General features: G+C 61.1%; 24 protein-coding genes. 4 read left to right on the top strand and 20 right to left on the bottom strand.

Annotated elements, in window-relative coordinates; translation table 11 throughout:
* Positions 1-146 precede the first annotated feature (146 nt).
* The 11 genes from HBH1_RS23075 to HBH1_RS23025 form a co-directional block, all read right to left on the bottom strand.
* Entirely contained in the window at positions 147-317 is a 171-nt protein-coding gene (locus HBH1_RS23075) for a CsbD family protein (protein ID WP_006464718.1), read from the bottom strand.
* 299 nt (positions 318-616) lie between these two features.
* Complete coding sequence (locus tag HBH1_RS23070; protein ID WP_102664532.1) at positions 617-2,650, bottom strand: PAS domain-containing sensor histidine kinase; 2,034 nt, start codon at positions 2,648-2,650, stop codon at positions 617-619.
* A 202-nt stretch (positions 2,651-2,852) separates the two neighbouring features.
* Complete coding sequence (locus tag HBH1_RS23065; protein ID WP_208399268.1) at positions 2,853-3,347, bottom strand: response regulator; 495 nt, start codon at positions 3,345-3,347, stop codon at positions 2,853-2,855.
* 98 nt (positions 3,348-3,445) lie between these two features.
* Positions 3,446-4,075, bottom strand: a complete 630-nt coding sequence (locus HBH1_RS23060) for a response regulator (RefSeq protein ID WP_006464715.1) — start codon at positions 4,073-4,075, stop codon at positions 3,446-3,448.
* Between the two features lie 319 nt (positions 4,076-4,394).
* Complete coding sequence (locus HBH1_RS23055) at positions 4,395-4,724, bottom strand: BON domain-containing protein (protein WP_006464714.1); 330 nt, start codon at positions 4,722-4,724, stop codon at positions 4,395-4,397.
* 138 nt (positions 4,725-4,862) lie between these two features.
* Complete coding sequence (locus HBH1_RS23050) at positions 4,863-5,240, bottom strand: cell envelope biogenesis protein TolA (RefSeq protein WP_102664530.1); 378 nt, start codon at positions 5,238-5,240, stop codon at positions 4,863-4,865.
* A gap of 203 nt (positions 5,241-5,443) precedes the next feature.
* Positions 5,444-5,656: a CsbD family protein gene (locus HBH1_RS23045; protein WP_077237644.1), complete on the bottom strand. Its 213-nt coding sequence runs from the start codon at positions 5,654-5,656 to the stop codon at positions 5,444-5,446.
* A gap of 114 nt (positions 5,657-5,770) precedes the next feature.
* Positions 5,771-6,337 carry a ferritin-like domain-containing protein gene (locus tag HBH1_RS23040; RefSeq protein ID WP_102664529.1) on the bottom strand — a complete coding sequence of 189 codons (567 nt, stop codon included), beginning with the start codon at positions 6,335-6,337 and terminating at the stop codon, positions 5,771-5,773.
* 120 nt (positions 6,338-6,457) lie between these two features.
* The gene (locus HBH1_RS23035) at positions 6,458-6,772 is read right to left on the bottom strand and encodes an ElaB/YgaM/YqjD family protein (RefSeq protein ID WP_006464710.1); all 315 of its coding nucleotides are present in this window, start codon (positions 6,770-6,772) and stop codon (positions 6,458-6,460) included.
* 430 nt (positions 6,773-7,202) lie between these two features.
* Complete coding sequence (locus HBH1_RS23030) at positions 7,203-7,436, bottom strand: hypothetical protein (RefSeq protein ID WP_233207688.1); 234 nt, start codon at positions 7,434-7,436, stop codon at positions 7,203-7,205.
* Positions 7,437-7,508: 72 nt separating this feature from the next.
* Positions 7,509-7,706: a CsbD family protein gene (locus HBH1_RS23025; RefSeq protein WP_006464708.1), complete on the bottom strand. Its 198-nt coding sequence runs from the start codon at positions 7,704-7,706 to the stop codon at positions 7,509-7,511.
* Between the two features lie 629 nt (positions 7,707-8,335).
* On the opposite strand from HBH1_RS23025, the gene HBH1_RS23015 reads away from it, so the two are divergent.
* Positions 8,336-8,800 carry a PA2169 family four-helix-bundle protein gene (locus HBH1_RS23015; RefSeq protein ID WP_006464707.1) on the top strand — a complete coding sequence of 155 codons (465 nt, stop codon included), beginning with the start codon at positions 8,336-8,338 and terminating at the stop codon, positions 8,798-8,800.
* Positions 8,801-8,954: 154 nt separating this feature from the next.
* Here the strand turns inward: HBH1_RS23015 and HBH1_RS23010 are convergent, their stop codons facing one another.
* From HBH1_RS23010 to HBH1_RS22985, 6 genes are all read right to left on the bottom strand, one after another.
* Positions 8,955-9,680, bottom strand: a complete 726-nt coding sequence (locus HBH1_RS23010; RefSeq protein ID WP_006464706.1) for an ABC transporter ATP-binding protein — start codon at positions 9,678-9,680, stop codon at positions 8,955-8,957.
* A gap of 174 nt (positions 9,681-9,854) precedes the next feature.
* Positions 9,855-10,622 (bottom strand): ABC transporter ATP-binding protein, encoded by a 768-nt coding sequence (locus HBH1_RS23005; protein WP_102664526.1) that lies wholly within the window; start codon positions 10,620-10,622, stop codon positions 9,855-9,857.
* 15 nt (positions 10,623-10,637) lie between these two features.
* Positions 10,638-11,852, bottom strand: a complete 1,215-nt coding sequence (locus HBH1_RS23000) for an ABC transporter permease subunit (RefSeq protein WP_102663198.1) — start codon at positions 11,850-11,852, stop codon at positions 10,638-10,640.
* A 60-nt stretch (positions 11,853-11,912) separates the two neighbouring features.
* Complete coding sequence (locus HBH1_RS22995) at positions 11,913-12,842, bottom strand: branched-chain amino acid ABC transporter permease (protein WP_039877283.1); 930 nt, start codon at positions 12,840-12,842, stop codon at positions 11,913-11,915.
* Between the two features lie 633 nt (positions 12,843-13,475).
* Complete coding sequence (gene ispH, locus HBH1_RS22990) at positions 13,476-14,444, bottom strand: 4-hydroxy-3-methylbut-2-enyl diphosphate reductase (RefSeq protein WP_077236528.1); 969 nt, start codon at positions 14,442-14,444, stop codon at positions 13,476-13,478.
* Positions 14,445-14,503: 59 nt separating this feature from the next.
* On the bottom strand, positions 14,504-14,959 hold the full coding sequence (locus tag HBH1_RS22985; protein WP_006463728.1) for an FKBP-type peptidyl-prolyl cis-trans isomerase: 456 nt from the start codon (positions 14,957-14,959) through the stop codon (positions 14,504-14,506).
* Between the two features lie 181 nt (positions 14,960-15,140).
* Between HBH1_RS22985 and radC the strand changes: the two genes are divergently transcribed.
* From radC to rpmG, 3 genes are all read left to right on the top strand, one after another.
* Complete coding sequence (radC, locus tag HBH1_RS22980; protein ID WP_199181646.1) at positions 15,141-15,815, top strand: RadC family protein; 675 nt, start codon at positions 15,141-15,143, stop codon at positions 15,813-15,815.
* Positions 15,816-16,020: 205 nt separating this feature from the next.
* Positions 16,021-16,257 carry a 50S ribosomal protein L28 gene (gene rpmB / locus HBH1_RS22975; protein WP_006463730.1) on the top strand — a complete coding sequence of 79 codons (237 nt, stop codon included), beginning with the start codon at positions 16,021-16,023 and terminating at the stop codon, positions 16,255-16,257.
* Between the two features lie 24 nt (positions 16,258-16,281).
* A complete protein-coding gene (rpmG, locus tag HBH1_RS22970) occupies positions 16,282-16,449 on the top strand; it encodes a 50S ribosomal protein L33 (RefSeq protein WP_006463731.1) in 168 nt (55 codons plus the stop codon).
* 337 nt (positions 16,450-16,786) lie between these two features.
* Here rpmG and HBH1_RS22965 read toward each other — a convergent pair whose 3' ends face one another.
* The 3 genes from HBH1_RS22965 to HBH1_RS22955 all read right to left on the bottom strand — a co-directional run bounded on the left by HBH1_RS22965 (position 16,787) and on the right by HBH1_RS22955 (position 20,045).
* On the bottom strand, positions 16,787-17,983 hold the full coding sequence (locus HBH1_RS22965) for a DesA family fatty acid desaturase (protein ID WP_006463732.1): 1,197 nt from the start codon (positions 17,981-17,983) through the stop codon (positions 16,787-16,789).
* Positions 17,984-18,064: 81 nt separating this feature from the next.
* Positions 18,065-19,423, bottom strand: coding sequence for a mechanosensitive ion channel family protein (locus HBH1_RS22960; protein WP_102664524.1), 1,359 nt, complete (start codon positions 19,421-19,423; stop codon positions 18,065-18,067).
* 46 nt (positions 19,424-19,469) lie between these two features.
* The gene (locus HBH1_RS22955) at positions 19,470-20,045 is read right to left on the bottom strand and encodes a phospholipase D family nuclease (protein ID WP_233207687.1); all 576 of its coding nucleotides are present in this window, start codon (positions 20,043-20,045) and stop codon (positions 19,470-19,472) included.
* Positions 20,046-20,047: the final 2 nt, after the last annotated feature.

Raw genomic sequence — 20,047 nt, 5'->3', positions numbered from 1 at the left:
GTCGCGGAAATTGCTGCAACACAAAATCAGCCGTTTCCGATTCTGGCGTAGGAAGATTCCTACACTGCCATCCCGCCGGCCACCGCAAATGCCTTGGGCTCCTCAGAACCCGGGCGGCATTCACGGCGACGGCGCGCCCACTTCACTTAGTTCTTTGCAGCTTCCTTGGCGTCGCCATAGGACTTCTGGACATTGCCTTCCACCTGCTTGGCAGCGCCCTTGACCTGCTGGCTGGTATTGCCAGTCAGTTCACCGGTCTTCTCTTGCACCTTGCCTGCCACTTCCTTCAAGCTACCCTTGACTTGATCCTTGTTCATGATGGCTCCTTTGTGGTTGATTGCCTGATAGGTCCCGGCGCAACGTCAGGACATTCCTGCCTGCTTGCCGGCACCGCCGCCTGGTCCGCCCTTCGGGTCAGACTGCGACGATGAGTCCATGGTATCGATGAGCCTGTGGCAGGCCCATAAGAGAGTCGCCCTTTCGCGCGTAGGAAAAAACGAAAAACCGTGCAGGAAAAGCGGCGCTGAAAAATCCTCACCGAAACGCAGAAAGCCGCCCTGGAGGCGGCTTTCGGAACGGTGACGGATGTGCGGGGAAACGCCTCGGTTCGCGCCGCTCAGGGCTCGCTGGGCGCCAGCTCCGGGCGGATCGGCAGGCTGATGCTGATCAAGGCCCCCTTGCCCGGCGTGGAGCGGATATCGACCTCGCCACCGAAGAAGGTAGCCCGCTCGCGCAGGCCGCGCAGGCCGTAGGTCTTGTGGTTGTCGCGCCGCTCTTCGGGGATGCCCACGCCATCGTCGCGCACGGTCAGGGCCACGTGGTCTTCGTCGATATCGAGGATCACATCCACCTTGCTGGCCTTGGCATGCTTGGTGACGTTGTTGAGCATCTCCTGCAGCATGCGGTAGATGGCAATCTCCATCTCGTGGCCCACATCCACGTCTTCGTCCGGCAGGCTGGCATGGCAGGCGATGCCGGTGCGCTCGTGCAGTTCGTCGAGTTGTTCCGAGATCGCTGCCTTCAGACCGAACAGGTCCAGGGTATTGGGTCGCAGTTCAGTCTGGATGCGTCGGGTGGTGGCCACCAGTGACTTCATCAGGCCCTGCATGCGGGTCTTGCGGTCGGCCCATTTTTCATCCGGCGGCAGGATCTGGTAGACCCCTTCCAGGTGCATCGACAGGGCCGTCAGGGAGGCGCCCATGTTGTCGTGCAGCTCGCGGGCGATAGCGCGCTTCTCTTCTTCGCGCACGGTTTCCAGGTGATTGGTCAGTTCGCGCAGCAGGGCGGTACGCTGGATCACGGTCTTTTCCAGCTGGCTCTCGCGCTGGCGCAGTTCATCCTCGGCCTGCTTGCGCTCGGTGATGTCGGTGCTGATGCCGATGACGCCCTGCACGCTGCCATCCTTGCCGAACCAGGGCACCTTGGCGGTCTGGAAGGTGACCACGCCCTCCGGCAAATGGAGGGTCTGTTCCAGCTTCTCGGGCTTGCCCGAGGCCATGACACGACGGTCATCGCGGTCCACCGTATCGGCCTCTTCCTGCACCAGGAAGAGCTCGCGGCTGGAGCGGTACATGGTCTCTTCCCAGGTCTTGCCGAGCTTGTGCAGGGTGGCCGGGTTGGCGAAGATCATCAGGCCCTGGCGATTCTTCACGAAGATCGGGTCGCTGGTGCTTTCGCTCACGGCATTCAGCAAGGCGCTGGTCTCGGCCAGTTTCTGGGCATTGCGGGTACGTTCGCCGTATTCGCTATCCAGCCGACTGGCCGAGCCCCAGAAGATGAAGAGCACGATCGCGCCATTGATCAGGGTCAGCGTCGGCAAGACCAGCTCCGGCACGATCCAGCCGTGTGCCATGCCCCAGTTCAGCAACAGGCTGAAGGCCAGCAGCAGGAACAGCGTCTGCGGCAACAGATGGCGCAACATCTGGCCGCCCGGCGCGATGCGCATGATCACCGCCATCAGGGCATGTGCCGGGCGTGCCATGAGCAAGGCCGCCCCCAAGAGCGCGAACACCAGCGCCGAGAGCAACGACACCGGCAGGGGGAAATCGAGATAGATGAACTGGCTGACGTCGTACAGATAACCCACCAGCGGAATGGCAGACAGCGCGATCAGGGCAAAGGCCAGGTACTCGGCCGGATAGTAGTCGCCGAGCAGGCGCCAGTCATGCAGCAGCAAGGCTGCAGCCATGAGCACAAAGCCCAGCGACAGCAAGGGCGGGATCGCCAGTGGCGAAATCGTGTCGGCGCCCTCCAGCGGCAGCCAGCCCAGCGCGTACATGACACCGTGCGCCAGCGACGCCAGCCCGCCGACCAGCAGCAGCACGGCCAGCCCGACGGCGATGCGCCGCAGCAGGGGCCGACGTACCGCAGAATTCATGCAATTGAGGTAGAGCGCCAGGGCGCCCACGATGAAACCACCGGCAGTGAGTTCACGCACGGCCAGCAGGCCTGACAGCAGTCGCCGATACTCCTCACCCAGAAAACCGGTCAGCAGCACCACGATGCCCAGCAGGATCACGGCCATGGACAGGCCCATGGCCAGCGTCACCATGCCGCTGTAATTGGCGTGCGATGCCGCGAAATACTCGACCGATGCGCTGTTCTGGATGTCGGCGGAGGACGGACGAAGTCCGTCTTGGTTCTTCTGCATCGTCGGGAATCCCTCGTTCGTGTGCGATCCGTGCTGTCCGCGCTGTCCGTACGTTTCGGACATCAAGCCTGCGTCAGGGTCTTTCGGACTCCGGGCAGGCTGCGTGCCATGATCGGTTCTCGTTGTCTGGTGCACCGCGGTCGCGCCGAACAGCCCTGGCGCCGCGATCGTTGGCTGCACAAATCATGCAGCAAAATCCTGCCTATACCCCGCCCGCCTGGGCCGGCCCTTGCGGCGAATTGTTGCTCGACGAGGTCCGCCCGGACTTGCCCCCCTTCTGCTTGGCCAGCTCCTGCAACAGGTCACACAGCAGCGGCAGTTCGGAGGACTTGTCGAAGAAGTGCTGTACGCCGCATTGCACGCCCACGCGCCGATAGGTCGGGCTGACGTGATTGCTGAAGACCACCTTCACCTCGCTCTGGCGGCGCGTATTGGAGCGCGCCAGCGACTGCAAGAGGCTCATGCCGTTGCCCTGCTTCAACTGGATGTCCAGGATGAGCACGTCATAGCTGTTCTGCTGCAGATGACGCAGGGCTTCCAGCTCGGTCTCGGCGTAGCCCACCAGGCGCACGCCGGCAATTTCGGCCAGACTCTCGACGATCAGGTCCCGCACGTCCTCCGAATCTTCCACCAGGAAGAGCCGCAGGATCGTCCCGTCGCCGTCGCGCTGGGGCCTGATGTTGAGAATGTCGTCCATGATGCGATGTACCACTCTTCCTTGCCTGCGCCCCCGTTTGGTTCATGCAGCCTCTGCAGCCTGTGCTGCCTGGCCGGAACCGCCCGGGTCGCCGGATCTCAGTCGATCAGGTTGTTCTTGATCGCGTAATAAATGATGTCCGCGTTGTTGGTCATGCTCATCTTCTGCAGCACGCGCGAACGATAGGTACTGACCGTCTTTACCGACAGGCACAGCTCGTCGGCGATCTGGGTCACGCCCTGCCCTTGACCCAGCTTGTAGAAAATCTCGTATTCCCGCTGCGAAAGCGTCTCGTGCAACGGCTTTTCGGAATCCACCGGCTCGCTGGTCAGCAGCTCGGCCACGCCGTAGCTGATGTACTTGTGACCGCGCAGGATGGTATTGATGGCGTTGACCAGCTCGGTGGCCAGCGCCTCCTTCTGCACGTAGCCGGAAGCACCGCTGCGCAGCACCTGCACCGCATAGCGGCTCTCAGGGTGCATGGACAGCATAAGCACCGGCAACTCCGGCTTTTCCCGCTTGATCTGCTTCAAGACTTCGACGCCACTCTTGTCGGGCATTGCGATGTCGAGCAGGACGATGTCCCAGTCCTGGGTCCGCACCAGACGGATGGCTTCTTCCGCCGTACTGGCCTCGCCGCCGATTTCCATCGACGGTATTTCCGAAATGAAATGATGTACACCTGCCCGTACGACCGCGTGGTCATCGACTACAAGTATTTTTGTCATGGCAATTTTGAGCAGTGAATTGAAACGCCAGCGCCGTGGGCGCTGCTTGGTACGATTTGTAGTTGTACTCTGGTTTTACGCCGTTTTACGCGGTAATCAAGTCCGCGGGATGGTCCCGCTTTCCCGCCGCGCCGCCCTTCCCTGGCCGGCTTCGCGCATGCCCGGCAGCAACGGATTCCAACTATACCCGACTGCACCTGACCTGTCTTCTTGCGGAACGCACCGGATCGTTCCGAGACGCTCTGCAAGCAGCAAGTCCTTAAGCGGGACAAGCGCGGACCGGTCAACAGACCGGTCGCGCGCTCACAAGTTCCCGACCTTACTGCTTCAGACGCAGGTCGTTACGCACCGAGACCACACCCTTGACGCCACGGGCCAGTTCGGTAGCACGGGCAGCCGAGGTGGAGCTGGAGACGAAACCGGACAGCTGGACCACGCCCTTGTAGGTTTCGACATTGATTTCCGAGGACTTCAGGTTCGGCTCGTTGAAGATGGCAGCCTTCACCTTGGTGGTGATGACGGCGTCATCGACGTATTCGCCAGTGCCTTCCTTGCCCGGGCTGGATGCGCAGCCCACCAGGGAAACCATGAACAGGGCCAGGAAGAAACCGAGGAAACGCTTGGTCAGGGACATTTTGGTCAGCGACATGATGAAACTCCTATGTTGTTGGGGGGGTAAGCTTGGTCTGGCGGCCGCGCCACGGACCATCGACCGGGCGCAAACCACATGATCGTCAATCGATCGTTGATCGACGGTTCATTAGCCGGTACGGCCAAAGAACCCGGATTACTTGCCGTACTTGGCCTTGGCGTTGGCCACGCACTTGTCCTTGGCATCGCCGCTCAGGGCGTCGCACTTTTCCTTGGCGACGTCATAGTTGGCATCGTTCTTGTCCTTGCGCGCATCCTTGTCGGCTTCGCTACCCTTGCGCTTGGCCTTGGCATCCGCGATTGCCGATTCGTGGGCGGCCTTGGCTTCCTTCTCGCACACGTCCTGGTCGTTACCCTTCAAAGGACCACATTTCTTCTTGGCTGCCTTGTAGTCGGCATCGGCGCGCGACTTGTCGGCCTTGTATTGTGCGGCGGCCGGGTCAGCTGCGAAGGCTGCGCCGTGCATGCCGATGGCGGCAGCGCCGAAGATCATGGTTGCGATGATTTTTTTCATTGTGTTGTCCTTCCTCATGGTTTGCTTTGATAGCCTGGGTTGCGGCCTGGGGCCGTATTCTTATGCAGGCCGGGTGAGCGGCCTGCGTACTACGATGTCGATGTTGCGGTCCTGCGGTCTTACTTGCGATTGCTGCTCGCGGTCTCACTCACTCCAGTCACTCTCACTCCAACTCCGGTACGGGCGGGTGCGAGGCAGGCGGCTTACTGACGCCAGTCCTTGTTGCGATCCTCGAAATCGCGGACCTGCTTCTCGGCTTCGTCCTTGCTCACGCCATAGGCCTCCTGCACGCGGCCGGCCAGTTGGTCACGCTTGCCGGCGATGACGTCGAGGTCATCGTCGGTCAGCTTGCCCCACTGCTCCTTGGCCTTGCCCTTGAATTGCTTCCAGTTTCCTTCCACGATGTCCCAGTTCATGGTGATCTCCTCGTTGTGGGTTGGGGTTCAGATCGAGGGGCATGGCCCCTCGTTACGTTCTCATTACGTTCTCGCTTGCGCTCTCGCGCCCATGCCTGCCAACGACGCCCGGATCTACAGACCCAGCAGATCGCTCATGTCATCGGCGTGTTCTTCTTCCTGCGCCATGATCTGGATCAGCATGTGCTTGGTGGTCGGATCGTCGTCGCCGATGCGCTCGATCATCTGGCGGTAGGCCTCGATAGCCACACGCTCTTCCACCAGGTTGGCGCGGATCATGTCCTTGATGTCCGAGGACTCGTCATACTGCGCATGGCTGCGTTCGGCGATGGTCTTCGGGTTGAAATCTGGCTCGCCATTGAGCTGCACGATGCGCTCGGCAATCTGGTCAGCGTGGCTCTGCTCTTCCTGCGCATGCTGCAGGAACTCGCCCTTGATGGACTCGATTTCCAGGCCCTTGGCGGTGTAGTAGTGACGCTTGTAGCGCATCACGCACAGCAGCTCGGTGGCCAGCGCGTCGTTGAGCATGGCGACGACTTCCTCGCGGTTGCCGCGATAGCCTTCGGTAACCGCGCCGTCATCGATCTTCTTGGCGGCGGCGCGAATGGCTTCCTTGTCCAGGTGGAAATCGGCTTTTTTCTTGACGTCTGTCTTCGGGGGATTCTTGGTCATGGTGGTCATTCCTTTTCTCCGGTTTCTTGACTAATGCGCTGGGCGTCGGGCGTGTTGTGCTATGTCCCGCATGCAGAGCGCCTGGCTGCAGCCGTGATGCCGCGCGGGCATCGCCACGGCGTGCGGAAATCAGTCATGGTCGGCGCAGCGACCGACGGCCAGACCGACCAGGAGGCCGATACCGGTGCCGATGGCAATGGCACGCCACGGATTGGACTGGACGTAGTCATCGGTGCTGGTGACGATCTGACGACCGGTTTCCACCACGGCGGCCTGTGCATCCTGGGCGGTGCTCAGGGCCTGCTCCAGCAGATCCTGGGCGGTGGCACGCAGGTCATCGGCCTTCTTGCCGGTGGTGTTGGCCGCTTCGGCGAACAGGTCCTGGGCTTGCTGCAGCAGCGATTGCACATCGCTACGGACGGTCTTGAATTTGTTGGCTTGCATACTTGCCCTCCATGTATTCGTTTCGGGTTCAATGGCACGCGCTGATAGCATCGCCAGCGTCGTTCGCGCCTTCAGAATCTGCTCACATCAGGTACTGCAGAACGATCAGCATCAGCACCGGCACACCCAGAAGCCATCCGAGCACGAGCTTGTCCATGATCTCCTCCTCCGTTGTTCTTCATCGTGCCGGCGACTTTCCTGGTGATTGCGATAGTGCGACGCAGTCTCCGGCGCCTTCGTTGCTTGTGAGTTCTTGTGAGCCTTCACTTATCGTTTTCTTACCGTTTTCAATGCATCCGCATTGCTTGCTTTCGTTACGTCTTTCATCACGTCAGCGAGTAGGTTCAAGATACTGAGCCCCTGTTGCGCTCGCTATCGGCGCCAGCCCGATTGCCTTGTAGGACAAAGAGCCAGCCGCCCGGGTGCTGCACTACCGCACGGCGCGGCTACCGCGGCTACCGCGGCTGCCGCGGTTATCGGCGCCACGGCGGCCACGTTGGGCCACGGTGCGGGCGCTGCCGCCCTCGTCTTCCCAGCGCTGCAGTGCCAGGCTCTGCTGGCGCTGGTCACGACGCGCTGCATCACGGGCCAGTACACGCAGGGTGGCGCAGACGGCGACCCCGGCCATGCCGGCAGCCCACAACAATTTTCTGGCAATACTCATCTCGTCTCCCGCAGGTAATAGCTGATGGCTGACACCCGATACCTGATACCTGATGCCTGGTTCACGCAGCCTTCACACCGAACCCGCGCGCTGGCGCAGGGAACGCTTGATCAGATCCTGCGCCTCGCCGACCGCGTGCATGATGCGACCATCCATCTGGCGGCGCTGGGCGGCGCGTTGCAGCTGCACATTGCCCAGCACGCTACCGACGCCTTCCTGGACTTTGCCCAGGGCAAACTGGAATTGGCCGGTGATGGTCTTCTTGTTCATGGTGCGTCTCCTCGTGGTCAGGGTGGTCGGGGATCACATCTTTGGTCCGGACCCGGATCACCCGGGCCTGCGGATCACCGGTCGGGGCAGGCCATCAGGCCTTGCACTGTTGCGCCGGGAAACCTGTACAACATGGGAAAAATGATAGCGAGGCCCTACTGTCGGGCTCTATAGGACGCCTGCCGATTGTCTTGTAGGACAAAGCGCAAAGTCTTGTCGGCATTGGGATTGCGGCATTCCGGCATATTCCGGATACAGGCTTGCGAGCGGATTTTTGCCGGGATGCTTGCGGAAGGGAAAGCAGGGCTGTTTCCTACATGCGCTTGCGCCGCCGTCCGATGGAAATCAGGGGAGTGGGCTCATAGGATGACAGCATGCAATCGAAAAGCAGCGCCGACTCCCAGGCTCCCAGAATCCTCCATCGGGAGCGGCGTCCACCAAACTGAATCCGATAAACAAGAAGGAGAACATCATGGGCAAGTATTTCCTGGCATGGCTGTGTGGCGTTCCGGCTTTCCTGCTGGTGCTGATCTATCTGTTCGTCCACTGACCCATCTGTACCGGCAGCGCCGCCTGCGGGCTGCGGGCCGGTATCGATTGGCGTAAAACAAGCGAGAAAGGAGAGCAACATGACCAACGAACACCTGATTTCCACGCTCAATGACCTGATCCAGATTTCCATCGACGGCGAAAAGGGTTTCCGCGCCTGTGCCGACGACGCACAGGAGCGCTACATCCCCTACAAGGACACCTTCATGGTGCGTGCCACCGAATGTGCGCAGACGGCGCTGGACCTGCAGGACCTGGTACGCCGGCTGGGCGGTGAACCGGCCAGCCACAGCACGCTGGGCGGCACTCTGCACCGCCAGTGGGTGAATCTGAAGAGCGCCATCACCGGGCGCGATGACGAGAGCATCCTGGACGAATGCGAACGCGGCGAGGATGCCGCCGTCAACGCCTACCGCAAGGCCTTGAGCGAAGACCTGCCCACCGATATCCGCCTGATCGTGGAGCGCCAGTATCAAGGTGTGCTGGCCAATCACGACAAGGTGCGCAGCCTGCGCAATCAGGTGAAGGCACGCAAGGCAGCCTGATACCGCACCCGGCCGCTCACTGCCGTGTCATCGGCATGCCGAGCGGATGGATGAAAAAAAAGCGCAGCCAGGCTGCGCTTTTTTTCGTCTACGTTGCCTGCATCTCATGAAGGACGCAGTCAATCATCTCTCGCATCGTCGCCAATGCCAATGATCAACCCTCACCCAGGTAAGCCGCCTTGACCCGGGGATCATCCAGCATCTGTTTGGCCTCGCCTTCCATGGTGATCAGGCCGGACTCCATCACGTAACCGCGATGCGCCGCTTCCAGCGCCAGCTTGGCGTTCTGCTCCACCAGCAGGATGGTGATGCCCTGGGCCGACACATTGCGGATCACTTCAAAGATCTTCTCCACCATGATCGGCGACAGGCCCATCGAGGGCTCGTCCAGCAACAGCAGCTTGGGGTGGCTCATCAGCGCACGCGCCATGGCCAGCATCTGCTGTTCACCGCCCGACAAGGTGCCGGCCATCTGCGCCGCACGCTCCTTCAGTCGCGGGAAGACCTCGAACCAGCGGTCGATGTCGGCCTGGATCTGGCCCTTGTCATTGCTGGTGTAGGCGCCCATCAGCAGGTTTTCCTGAATGCTCATGCGGGTGAAGACGCCCCGCCCTTCCGGCACCATCGCCAGCTTGTCCTTGACCAGCTCGAAGGACTTCTTGCCCTTCAGCGGATTGCCCATGTAATACACGTGGCCATCTACCTTGCTGCTGGGTAGCGTGCCGGTGATGGCCTTCAGGGTGGTGGTCTTGCCGGCGCCGTTGGCACCGATCAGGGTCACCAGTTCGCCTTCGTTGACTTCCAGCGCAATACCCTTGACGGCCTGGATGCCGCCATAGGCCACGCTCAGTTGTTCGACTTTGAGGATGTTCGTTGTCATGTTTTTTGCTCTCGCTAGCTGCTTGGAGGCTGTACTGAAATCAATCCACTACCGTTCGGGCTGAGTAGGCCATTCATGGCCGTATCGAAGACGCGCCTGAGCGCCTTCGATACGCGGCTGCGCCGCTACTCAGGACGAACGGCAAGTGCCAGCACAACCGGTTCAGACCATCTCTTAGTGGCCGGCACCCAGGTAGGCTTCGATCACCGCCGGGTTCTTCTGTACGTCGGCCGGTACGCCCTCGGCAATCGGCTTGCCGTAGTCCAGCACCGTGATGCGGTTGCACAGGCCCATCATCAGCTTCACATCGTGTTCGATGAGCAGGATGGTCCGGCCATCGGCCTGGATCTTCACCAGCAGCTCGCGCAGGCCCAGTTTCTCGGTGGCGTTCATGCCGGCTGCCGGTTCGTCCAGCGCCAGCAGTTGCGGGTCGGTCGCCAGCGCACGGGCAATTTCCAGGCGACGCTGGTCACCATACGAAAGGTGACGCGCCGTGCGCTTGGCGAACTGGCCGATGCCCACGAAGTCCAGCAGTTGCTGCGACTTGGCGCGGATCGCCGCTTCTTCGTCACGGGCTGCCTTGTGGCGGAAGACCGCACCAAACACGTTCTGCTTGGTGCGCACGTGGCAACCGACCATCACGTTTTCCAGCACGGTCATCTCGCCGAAGAGGCGGATGTTCTGGAAGGTGCGGGCGATGCCGGCCTTGGCTACTTCGTGCGGCGCGCTGGGGCTATAGGGCTTGCCGTCCAGTTCGAATCTGCCGGTGTCCGGTTGGTACAGGCCCGTGATGACGTTGAAGAAGGTGGTCTTGCCGGCACCGTTGGGGCCGATCAGGCCATAGATCTGGCCGCGCTCGATGGTGATGCCCACGCCGTTCAAGGCTTGCAGGCCGCCGAAACGCTTGCTGACGTCGCGGATCTTGAGCAGTGTCTGTGTCATGTTCTGTGCTCCAGCTTAGGCTTTGACTTCGCCGGTCGTGCCGACTTTGGTATGGTCCACTTCGGGACGGTCTTCATGGCGCGGCGAGGGCCACAGGCCAGCCGGACGGGTCAGCATGATGATCACCATGGCCAGGCCGTAGAGCAGCTGGCGCAGCACTTCGGCATCGATCCAGACACGGCCGAAAATGGCCATCTGCAGCGGCTCCACCACGTGGCGCAGTACTTCCGGCAATGCGGCCAGGATCACGCCACCCAGCACCACGCCGGGGATGTGACCGATGCCGCCCAGCACCACCATGGCCAGCACGGCGATGGATTCGGTCAGGGAGAAGGATTCCGGCGAGACGAAACCCTGGAAGGCGCCGAACATGGCACCGGCCACGCCACCGAAGGAGGCGCCCATGGCGAAGGCCAGCAGCTTGACGTTGCGGGTGTTGATGCCCATCGCCTTGGCGGCGATCTCGTCTTCGCGGATGGCGACCCAGGCACGGCCCAGGCGCGAGTCCTGCAGGCGCACCGAGAAGAAGATCACGAAGATGCACAGCACCAGGAACAGGTAGTAGTAGGCATTGACCGAGGGCAGGCTCATGCCGAAGACCTTCACCATCGAGCCCGAACCGGGTTCACCGGCCAGCGACACGCCAAAGACGCGGATCGGGTCGATCAGGTTGATCCCCTGCGGGCCGTTGGTGATGTTGACCGGGGCGTTCAGGTTGTTCATGAAGATACGGATGATCTCGCCGAAGCCCAGGGTCACGATGGCCAGGTAATCACCGCGCAGCTTCAGGGTCGGTGCCCCCAGCAGCGCACCGAAGAGGGCCGCCAGCACGCCCGAGATCGGCACGATCAGCCACAGCGAGAGGTGGATGCCGTTCTGCACGATCTGCGGACCATACAGCCAGACCAGGAAGTTGCCGACGTCGGGATAGGTATTGACGAAGGACTCGATCACCGCCGCGAACTGCGGCGAGGCCAACAGGCCTGCGGTATAGGCGCCGATGGCATAGAAGGCGATGTAGCCCAGGTCCAGGAGGCCGGCGAAGCCCACCACCACGTTCAGGCCCAGGGCCAGCATGATGTAGAGCAGTGCCATATCCATGATGCGCACCCAGGAATTGCCGAAATGCTGGGCAATCATGGGGAAGATGATCATCAGCGCCAACAGCGCCAGCAGGCTGATGCGCGCCTGCTGCGGGTTGCGCTTCATGTCGAAGGTCATGAGAGCCATAGTGTTCTCTTCCGATTCTCTAAGTTCTGTTTTTAACTTTTAAGTCTTGAGTCTTAAGTCTTAAGCCCGATCCGCCACGCGCTCGCCCATGATCCCGGAGGGGCGCAGGGTCAGCACGATGATCAGCACGATGAAGGCGAAGATGTCCTGGTAGTTGCTGCCCAGGAAGTTGCCGGTCAGGTCGCCGATGTAGCCGGCGCCCAGGCTTTCGATCAGGCCCAGCAGGATGCCGCCCAGCATGGCGCCGTAGATGTTGCCGATACCGCCCAGCACCGCCGCCGAGAAGGCCTTCAGGCCCGGCACGAAGCCCATGGCGAACTGTGCGGTGGAATAGTTGGCGGCCCACATTACGCCGGCAATGGCGGCCAGCGCAGCACCGATGGCGAAGGTGACGATGATGACGCGGTTGGCGTCCACGCCCATCAAGCCGGCGATGCGCGGGTTCTCGGCGGTGGCGCGCATGGCGCGGCCCATCTTGGTCTTTTCCACGATCAGCACCAGGCCGATCATGGCGGCCAGCGCCAGGATCAGCAACATGATCTGGGTCGGCGAGATCAGGGCACCGGCGATGTGCACCGGGTCGGAGGGCATGACCTGCGGGAATGGCAGGGGGCTACGGCCCCAGATCATCATGGCGAAGGTCTGCAGCAGGATCGACACGCCGATGGCGGTGATCAGCGGCGCCAGGCGCGGCGCATTGCGCAGCGGGCGATAGGCGATGCGTTCGATCAGCAGACTGACCACGATACACACCGGGATCGCCCCGACGATGGCGATGATCAGCTTGACGATGCCCGGCAGGTCCGGTGCCACATGCTGCACCAGTTTGAGCAGCGACAGGCCCACCATGGCCCCCACCATCAGGATGTCGCCGTGGGCAAAGTTGATCAGGTTCAGCACCCCGTACACCATGGTGTAGCCCAGGGCGATCAGTGCGTACATGCTGCCTAGCACCAATCCGTTGATGATCTGCTGGATGAAAATGTCCATGAATAACTCTTCGATCTAAATTGAAACAATAAAAACACGCAGGTCTGCACCAAAGCGGACACCGCGCGAAAGCATGTCGATTAGCAAAATCCGTTCCCGGCGTTCGGGATAGCGTTATCACCCTTCCTATAAAAGGCGATAGCGCACCGTCGAAACAGTCGTCGGATTCGGGAGGAAATGAAGTGGGGATCAGCTGCTGTCGCCGCCAGGGCGGCGGGGGCAGGACCAGGAAGCGCCACGGGAGCGGCAACTGGGCGGCCGGGACCGGATGCACCGGCGCGCGCCGGTAGGCAGATGGACGTGCATGGTGGTGTCTCCCTGTCTCTGGTTGCGCCGCATTTGCGGCGCTCCGCCCTCTTTGGAGAGGGCTTGCGCGGGAGCCGCCTTTTGGGCGGCGTGTCGATAATGGTGCGGAATTATACGCAGAAGCGGCCAACAATCGCGCACAAACAATCGGCTGTTACACAAGAAATCGCGGTAAGACCATTGAACCATGGGGCAAATCTGCCACAGGCTCCGGCAAGGCACATTCCCAATAAAAAAGGCTTGCGTCAGCAAGCCTGGGAGCGGTTGGAGCGGTTGGAGCGATTGTGGCGGCCGCAACAGTCGATACGGCCGCCAGCTCGCAGGTACTCAGTGGGTCTCGGCAGCAGTACCGCGCGCGCCCAGGCCCTTGGGCAGGGGGAAGGTGACGTTTTCCTCGATCCCCTCCAGCACGCGGACGCTGCGGGCACCGATTTCCTTGATGCGATCGATCACGGCCTGCACCAGCACTTCCGGCGCAGAGGCGCCGGCAGTGACGCCGATGCGCTGGCGGCCGCTGATCCATTGCGGATCGATCAGGGCAGCGTTGTCGACCATGAAGGCCGGTACGCCCTTCTTTTCGGCCAGTTCACGCAGGCGGTTGGAGTTGGAGCTGTTGGGACTGCCCACCACGATCACCACATCCACTTGCGGCGCCATGAACTTCACGGCTTCCTGGCGGTTGGTGGTGGCGTAGCAGATATCGCCCTTCTTGGGTTCGGAGATGGCCGGGAAGCGCTCGCGCAGGGCGGCGATGATCTCGGCCGTGTCGTCCACCGATAGCGTGGTCTGGGAGACATAGGCCAGCAGCGCCGGGTCGGCCACCTGCAGGCGCGCGACGTCGTCCACCGTTTCCACCAGATGCATGCCGGCTTCGGTCTGGCCCATGGTGCCTTCGACTTCGGGGTGGCCGGCGTGGCCGATCATGATGATCTCGCGCCCTTCGCGGCGCATCTTGGCCACTTCCATGTGCACCTTGGTGACCAGGGGACAGGTGGCGTCGAACACGGTCAGGCCGCGTTCGGCCGCCTCGGCCTGGATCGCCTTGGACACGCCGTGTGCCGAGAAGATGACAGTGCTGCCGGCCGGCACGTCGGCCAGTTCCTCGATGAACACTGCGCCCTTGGCGCGCAGGTCGCTGACCACATAGGCATTGTGCACGATCTCATGGCGCACATAGATGGGGGCGCCGAACTGCGCCAGGGCGCGTTCGACGATCTCGATGGCGCGGTCCACTCCCGCGCAGAAACCACGGGGCTGGGCCAGCAGGATTTCGGATTCGGCTTTAGCCATGGTCATGGTAATTCCCTTGATTCTTCAAAACATCGCGAGCGCAGTATCGCCAATTATCGAGGCGCTTACAGGATTCCTATGATTTTCACCTCGAACTTCAACGTCTGCCCGGCCAGCGGGTGATTGAAGTCGAAAATTGCGCCATCATCATCCATTGCACGCAGGATGCCGGCGAAGCGGCCGCCACCGGGGGCGGCGAAATCCACCAGGTCACCGATGCGGTACTGCTCGTCCATGGACGAGTTCTCGTCCAGCGTGGCACGCGAGATGCGCTGGACCAGTTCATCGCTGCGCTCGCCGAAGGCCTGGGCCGGCGCCAGTTCGAAGGTCTGGTGCGCACCTTCCGGCAGGCCCAGCAGGCAGGCTTCCAGGAAAGGGGCCAGTTGGCCCTGGCCGAATTGCAGCGTGGCCGGGTTTTCGTTGAAGGTGCTGACGATATCTTCCCCCTCCAGCGAAGCCAGGCGGTAATGCAGTGTGAGGTAGGCGTTTTCGGTGACGACGGGGACGGATGGGCTGGACATGACAGGTATTCGAAGGTGCACAGGAACCCGCTATTGTAAGCCACGTTGGACCGGCGCGCCGCTGGAGGCTTCACGGCGCTGAGGTTCCACATGCAGTTCCCTGCCCTGTCCTTGCGCCTGCGCAAATCCTCTCCCCCGTGATCTTCATTTCATCTTCTTAGAGGAGCACAACGACATGAGCATGACCCTGACAGCCTGGCCCAAGGAACAACGGCCACGCGAACGCCTGATCCAGCATGGGCCGACAGCCCTGTCGGACGCCGAACTGCTGGCGATCATCCTGCAGGTGGGCATCCCCGGCAAGAACGTGATGGACCTGTCCCATGGGCTGCTGCAGCGTTTCGGCACCCTCGATGAACTCTTCGATGCCGCCCACAAGAACAGCGACCTGGGCGACGGCCTGGGTCCGGCCAAATGCAGCCAGTTGCGGGCGGCGCTGGAACTGTCACGGCGGGTGATCCACGAACAGCTGAAGAAACGATCGGTCATGAACTCCAGCCGCGCCGTGGGCGACTACCTGAAGCTGATGTTCAAGGGCAAGGAATATGAATGTTTCGTCGCCCTCTTCCTCAATATACGCGGTCACCTGATCGGTACCGAGGAATTGTTTCGCGGCACGCTCAATCATACGGCGGTGTATCCGCGTGAAGTGGTCAAGGCGGCGCTGCGGCACAATGCGGCCTCGGTGATCGTGGCCCACAACCATCCATCTGGCGATCCCGAGCCCAGCACGCCCGACCTGGAACTCACCAAGGCGCTGGATGAGGCGTTGGACATCATCGGCGTGGATCTGCTGGACCATTTCGTGGTGGCCGAGACACGTCTGTACTCCTTCGCCGACCACGGCCAACTGTGAGCCAAACCGGCCTCATCAGCCGCAAACCCGCATGGAGCAAGGCCGGCAGCCCGATGCTCCAGGCCTGCGCAGCCATGCTGCCGCAAATTGTTAAATAAACACCCAAGATCAAGACACAATTGTTTTATGCAAGTCATTGAAAAACCTGAGTTTTTTCCATATACTCTCGTTTTTCCCAAATTCGGAAATTTTTAAGGAGTCTCACATGGCACGTGTCTGCCAAGTCACCGGGAAGGGGCCGATGGTCGGCAACAACGTTTCCCATGCAAACAACAAGACCAAGCGTCGTTTCCTGCCCAACCTGCAGAATCGCCGCATTTTCGTCGAATCCGAGAACCGTTGGGTTTCGCTGCGTTTGTCCAACGCCGGCCTGCGCGTGATCGACAAGATCGGCATCGATGCCGTTCTGGCCGATCTGCGTGCTCGTGGCGAAAAAGTCTAATTAGCAGAGTAAAGGAAATCTATCATGGCGAAATCCGGCCGCGACAAAATCAAACTGGAGTCGACCGCAGGTACTGGTCACTTCTACACCACCACCAAGAACAAGCGTACTACGCCCGAAAAGATCAGCATCATGAAGTTCGATCCCAAGGCGCGCAAGCACGTCGAATACAAGGAAACCAAGATCAAGTAATTGATCCCGGTCTCTGGATATTCCAGTAAAAAACCCGCAGAGCGATCTGCGGGTTTTTTATTGCCTGGCGCCGGTCGCCCTCCTCCACTTTCTGGAAGGGAGCACCGCTCTTTCTGCTCGGCAGCGGGCGCAAGGCTGCGGGATCAGCCGGCCATCCGTCATTGGACGCTACGTCCACGCTCCCACCTTGCCGGGCTTACCGGCGCGAGCGCCGCTGCAGCCCCTGACCCGGCGCGGACGATTGTTCATATCCCTGACCGGCGCCCAAAGAAAAAATCCCCGCAGATCGCTCTGCGGGGATTTTTCATTCACATCCCGGCCTGACCGGGCTGGAAAATCATGCGTAGCTGCGCAGGCGCAGGGCGAAGTCGCGCAGAGCCTTCACGCCCGAGGCTTCGGCACGTGCACACCAGTCCTGCAGTTGCTGCAGCAGCTGTTCGCGGGTCGAATGCGAACGCTCCCAGATGGCGCTCAGTTCGATGCGCATTTCATGCATGGTCTGCAGCGCCTTGCTGTGGGCGAAGAGCTCGGACAATTGCTGCTTCTGACCATCTTCCAGGCGGCCCGGCTCACGCTGCAGCAGCTTCTTGGAGGATTTCAGGAAGCGCGATTCCAGCTTGGCCTTCTCGATCAAGTGGTCCAGCTCGTCCTGCCAGGCGGTCTTCAGCGAACGGGCATACTTGGCCGTCACGTCGTAACGGTTGGAAATGACCGATTGCAGCGTATCCAGGTCGATCACGGACTTCTGACGATCAAACTTGGGCACCGGAGCCACCTTCTTGACCTTGGCCAGGCCGAAGGTTTCCAGGATGCGGATGTACATCCAGCCGATGTCGAACTCGTACCACTTGGCCGAGAACTTGGCCGAGGTGCCGAAGGTGTGGTGGTTGTTGTGCATTTCCTCGCCGCCGATGATGATGCCGATCGGGAACAGGTTGGTGGCTGCATCATTGCAATCGTAGTTGCGGTAGCCCCAGAAGTGACCCAAGCCGTTGACCACACCGGCTGCCCAGAAGGGAATCCAGGCCATCTGCACGGCCCAGACCGTCAGGCCGATGGCGCCGAAGAGCAGCACGTCGATGATCAGCATGATGCCCACACCCTGCCAGCCGTACTTGCTGTAGATGTTGTGTTCAATCCAGTCGTCCGGAGTGCCGTGACCGAACTTTTCCATGGTCTCGGCATTCTTGGACTCATTGCGGTAGAGCTCGGCACCCTGCCACATCACCTTGTTGATGCCGCGGGTCTGCGGGCTGTGCGGGTCCTCTTCGGTCTCGCACTTGGCGTGGTGCTTGCGGTGGATGGCAGCCCATTCCTTGGTCACCATGCCAGTGGTCATCCACAGCCACAGACGGAAGAAGTGGCTGGGGATCGCGTGCAGTTCGAGCGCGCGGTGCGCCTGGCAACGATGCAGGTAGAGAGTCACGCCCACGATGGTGATGTGGGTCATCACCAGTGTGTAGATGACAATCTGCCAACCGGATGCATGCAGCAGGCCGTTGGCAACAAAGTCGAGGATCGCATCAAGGGTCATCAGTACAACTCCAAATAGAAAACAACTATCGGACTACAAATCGGGATATTACTTGTTCCGTGAAAATGGTTTTATTTTCTTTTAAGTGCCGGGTATTGTACGCGAATTCTTCGGCTCCGGACCATCAGGATTTTCCCGGGGCGTACTTTGGCGGAAGCTCCGCTCATCCATGATGCGAATGTCGCGCTTGGCATGGGCCACCTGGATGCCATGTTGCTTGAAGGCTTTCCAGATCGCACGATTGACGTCGGAAAGGACATTCAGGCGCCCGTTTTCAGGATCGGTGATCCAGAACCCCAGCTCCAGATCCAGCCCATCGACGCCGATCTTGATCAGCAGCGCATGCGGCGCGGTCTGCTGGGAGACTCTCTCTACCCCAAGTGCGGCCTGCTCCATGATGGACAAGACCGTTTCCACATCATCCTGGTACAGAATTGTAACTTGTGTAGACAAACGTACAATGCGATGCGTCAAGGAATAGTTCTGTACTGCATTGGAGACAAAGAGCTCATTGGGCAACACCGTCTCGATACCGTCCAGCCCTTCCAGGATGGTGTAGCGGGAGTTGATCTGGGTGACCCTGCCAAAATATTTCTCCACTGCAACCATATCGCCGATGACCATGCTGCGTTCCAGCAGGATCACGAAACCGGAGACATAACTGCTGGCGATCTTCTGCAGGCCCAGACCGATACCCACGCCGAGCGCACCGCCGAAGACCGACAGCACGGTCAGGTCGATCCCCACCAGCGACAGGCTGACCAGGAAGGCGATCAGGATCAGCAGCGCACGCGCCATGCGAGCCACCACCGTGCGCAGCGAAGAGTGCATGCCGCTGAACTTCATCAGCCGGTTTTCCACCACCGTGCCTATCCAGAGGGCGATGATCAGCGTCACCAGTACCGAGGCCGCGCCCTGCAGCATGGTCAGCAGCGACACCTTGTGGCGCGCCAGCGGCAGCGTGGTGGTATCGAGATAATCGACGAAGTCCGGCCACAGGCCGGTGATCCACAGCACCACGCACAGCCAGACCAGCAGCGCGATCAGCTTTTCCGACAGGTGCAGCAGCGCGCCCACGGTGGCGTCCTTGACGAAGATCCCTCGCAATACATAGAACACGAAGCGCATCGCCACCTGCGCGACGGCCAGCGGGAACATGATTTCCCACAGCGAGACCCCGTGGCCACCGCGCTTGAGGATGAAGTACGCGGCCGTCAGCAGGCCTAGTGCCAGCAGCGGCGAGAGCACACGGGCGAAGCTCTTGACGCCGATCTGCATCACCAGGGATTGCTCTTCCTGGTCGGAGGGCAGCACGAAACGCGCGCGCAGCCAGCGCGACAGGCAGATACCGCCCAGCAGCGAGAGGACGATCACCACCAGCTGGCGCAACAGGTCAACCGGGCTGGGATCAGTGAAAAGGGAGAAGAAATGGTCGGTCATGGGGTCATGAAAGGCCGCTGTCGACGGTCAGCTCAGGCTCGACGCTTCAAGGCGCCGCTTCGGCATCCTGCCGGTGGCGTTGCCAGTTGGCGGCGTAGCGCGCGGCCAGTGGCGGATTCTTGCCCAGGACCAGGATGTTCTCGGCGTTCTTGTGCTGGGCCGACCAGGTGAAGTTATAGCTACCGGTGATCACCGTGGCCGAGGCCAGGCTGGCATCGATGACGATCACCTTGTTATGGGCACTGCGGTAGGCAGTCTCCAGCCAGACCGGGATGCCGGCACCGCGCAGCTGGCGCAGGCGGTCGTTGGCGTTCTTGTCCAGCTGCCCGCCATCCATGAGCACGCGCACATCGATGCCGCGCTTGCGGGCGGCCACCAGGGCATCGGTGATGGGCCGGCTGGTCAGCAGATAGGCTTGCACCAGGATCTGGCGCCGGGCGCTGTCGAGCTGGCTGACGATCAGGGCTTCAATGTCGTCCCAGGGAGCGAAGGCCGACTGGATCGTGCCCTGCGCGGCCACCACCGGCGGTGGCGGCAGGGATTCCCTGGCCTGGGCGCAGGGGATGGCGGCCAGGCCAAGCAGCAGCCCGACCGTCAGGACCGGCACAGAAGCCAGGCGCATCA

It is taken from the genome of Herbaspirillum sp. BH-1 (assembly GCF_002870055.1).
Classification (GTDB): Bacteria; Pseudomonadota; Gammaproteobacteria; order Burkholderiales; family Burkholderiaceae_D; genus Herbaspirillum; species Herbaspirillum frisingense.
Note: the sequence above shows the minus strand (reverse complement) of the source record. Positions and strands in the feature narration are given on the sequence as shown.

Excerpts from the sequence above, each read along its gene's own strand:
- HBH1_RS23055 (WP_006464714.1), bottom strand. The coding sequence starts at position 4,724 with ATGTCGCTGACCAAAATGTCCCTGACCAAGCGTTTCCTCGGTTTCTTC.
- radC (WP_199181646.1), top strand. The coding sequence starts at position 15,141 with ATGACCCTGACAGCCTGGCCCAAGGAACAACGGCCACGCGAACGCCTG.
- HBH1_RS23060 (WP_006464715.1), bottom strand. The coding sequence starts at position 4,075 with ATGACAAAAATACTTGTAGTCGATGACCACGCGGTCGTACGGGCAGGT.
- HBH1_RS23070 (WP_102664532.1), bottom strand. The coding sequence starts at position 2,650 with ATGCAGAAGAACCAAGACGGACTTCGTCCGTCCTCCGCCGACATCCAG.
- HBH1_RS23025 (WP_006464708.1), bottom strand. The coding sequence starts at position 7,706 with ATGAACAAGAAGACCATCACCGGCCAATTCCAGTTTGCCCTGGGCAAA.
- HBH1_RS23035 (WP_006464710.1), bottom strand. The coding sequence starts at position 6,772 with ATGCAAGCCAACAAATTCAAGACCGTCCGTAGCGATGTGCAATCGCTG.
- HBH1_RS23005 (WP_102664526.1), bottom strand. The coding sequence starts at position 10,622 with ATGACACAGACACTGCTCAAGATCCGCGACGTCAGCAAGCGTTTCGGC.
- HBH1_RS23015 (WP_006464707.1), top strand. The coding sequence starts at position 8,336 with ATGACCAACGAACACCTGATTTCCACGCTCAATGACCTGATCCAGATT.
- HBH1_RS23045 (WP_077237644.1), bottom strand. The coding sequence starts at position 5,656 with ATGAACTGGGACATCGTGGAAGGAAACTGGAAGCAATTCAAGGGCAAG.
- HBH1_RS22955 (WP_233207687.1), bottom strand. The coding sequence starts at position 20,045 with ATGCGCCTGGCTTCTGTGCCGGTCCTGACGGTCGGGCTGCTGCTTGGC.
- ispH (WP_077236528.1), bottom strand. The coding sequence starts at position 14,444 with ATGACCATGGCTAAAGCCGAATCCGAAATCCTGCTGGCCCAGCCCCGT.
- HBH1_RS23075 (WP_006464718.1), bottom strand. The coding sequence starts at position 317 with ATGAACAAGGATCAAGTCAAGGGTAGCTTGAAGGAAGTGGCAGGCAAG.
- HBH1_RS22995 (WP_039877283.1), bottom strand. The coding sequence starts at position 12,842 with ATGGACATTTTCATCCAGCAGATCATCAACGGATTGGTGCTAGGCAGC.
- HBH1_RS23000 (WP_102663198.1), bottom strand. The coding sequence starts at position 11,852 with ATGGCTCTCATGACCTTCGACATGAAGCGCAACCCGCAGCAGGCGCGC.
- HBH1_RS22985 (WP_006463728.1), bottom strand. The coding sequence starts at position 14,959 with ATGTCCAGCCCATCCGTCCCCGTCGTCACCGAAAACGCCTACCTCACA.
- rpmG (WP_006463731.1), top strand. The coding sequence starts at position 16,282 with ATGGCGAAATCCGGCCGCGACAAAATCAAACTGGAGTCGACCGCAGGT.
- HBH1_RS23065 (WP_208399268.1), bottom strand. The coding sequence starts at position 3,347 with ATGGACGACATTCTCAACATCAGGCCCCAGCGCGACGGCGACGGGACG.
- HBH1_RS22960 (WP_102664524.1), bottom strand. The coding sequence starts at position 19,423 with ATGACCGACCATTTCTTCTCCCTTTTCACTGATCCCAGCCCGGTTGAC.
- rpmB (WP_006463730.1), top strand. The coding sequence starts at position 16,021 with ATGGCACGTGTCTGCCAAGTCACCGGGAAGGGGCCGATGGTCGGCAAC.
- HBH1_RS23010 (WP_006464706.1), bottom strand. The coding sequence starts at position 9,680 with ATGACAACGAACATCCTCAAAGTCGAACAACTGAGCGTGGCCTATGGC.
- HBH1_RS22965 (WP_006463732.1), bottom strand. The coding sequence starts at position 17,983 with ATGACCCTTGATGCGATCCTCGACTTTGTTGCCAACGGCCTGCTGCAT.
- HBH1_RS23030 (WP_233207688.1), bottom strand. The coding sequence starts at position 7,436 with ATGAGTATTGCCAGAAAATTGTTGTGGGCTGCCGGCATGGCCGGGGTC.
- HBH1_RS23050 (WP_102664530.1), bottom strand. The coding sequence starts at position 5,240 with ATGAAAAAAATCATCGCAACCATGATCTTCGGCGCTGCCGCCATCGGC.
- HBH1_RS23040 (WP_102664529.1), bottom strand. The coding sequence starts at position 6,337 with ATGACCACCATGACCAAGAATCCCCCGAAGACAGACGTCAAGAAAAAA.